Here is a 279-nt window from a genome sequence, read left to right as displayed (position 1 = left end):
GGGGAACTTTCGGCCTGCGGCCTTGGATCTGGGTTTTCTCGAATTGCCCGTTCTGGCGATCTATCTTTTCGTGATCGAGATGATGTCGGGCCAATCAGTCGGCAAGCGTGCCCTGTCGCTTGTTGTGCATGATGAGTACGATTGGCGCAGGGTCGGCCTTTCCCCAAAAAAGGCGGTTCGCCGACAAGTGATAAAGTTTCTCGGCACGTTCCCCTCCATGCTGACGGGGGCCTGGTTTGCTTTTCAGAGCTGGCGGAGCGTTCCTGGACCGGTGCCGAA

At 57.3% G+C, this 279-nt stretch carries 1 protein-coding gene; it reads left to right on the top strand.

Annotation, left to right across the window (positions count from 1 at the left end; genetic code table 11):
* Positions 1-22: 22 nt before the first annotated feature.
* Positions 23-279: RDD family protein (locus EN852_RS40515; RefSeq protein ID WP_135880023.1), on the top strand; the 257-nt coding region annotated here is incomplete at its 3' end.

This window comes from Mesorhizobium sp. M2E.F.Ca.ET.209.01.1.1, from assembly GCF_004010375.2.
Taxonomy (GTDB): Bacteria; Pseudomonadota; Alphaproteobacteria; order Rhizobiales; family Rhizobiaceae; genus Mesorhizobium.
The sequence above is the reverse complement of the archived record's forward strand: the minus strand, read 5'-3'. Positions and strand labels throughout refer to the sequence as shown.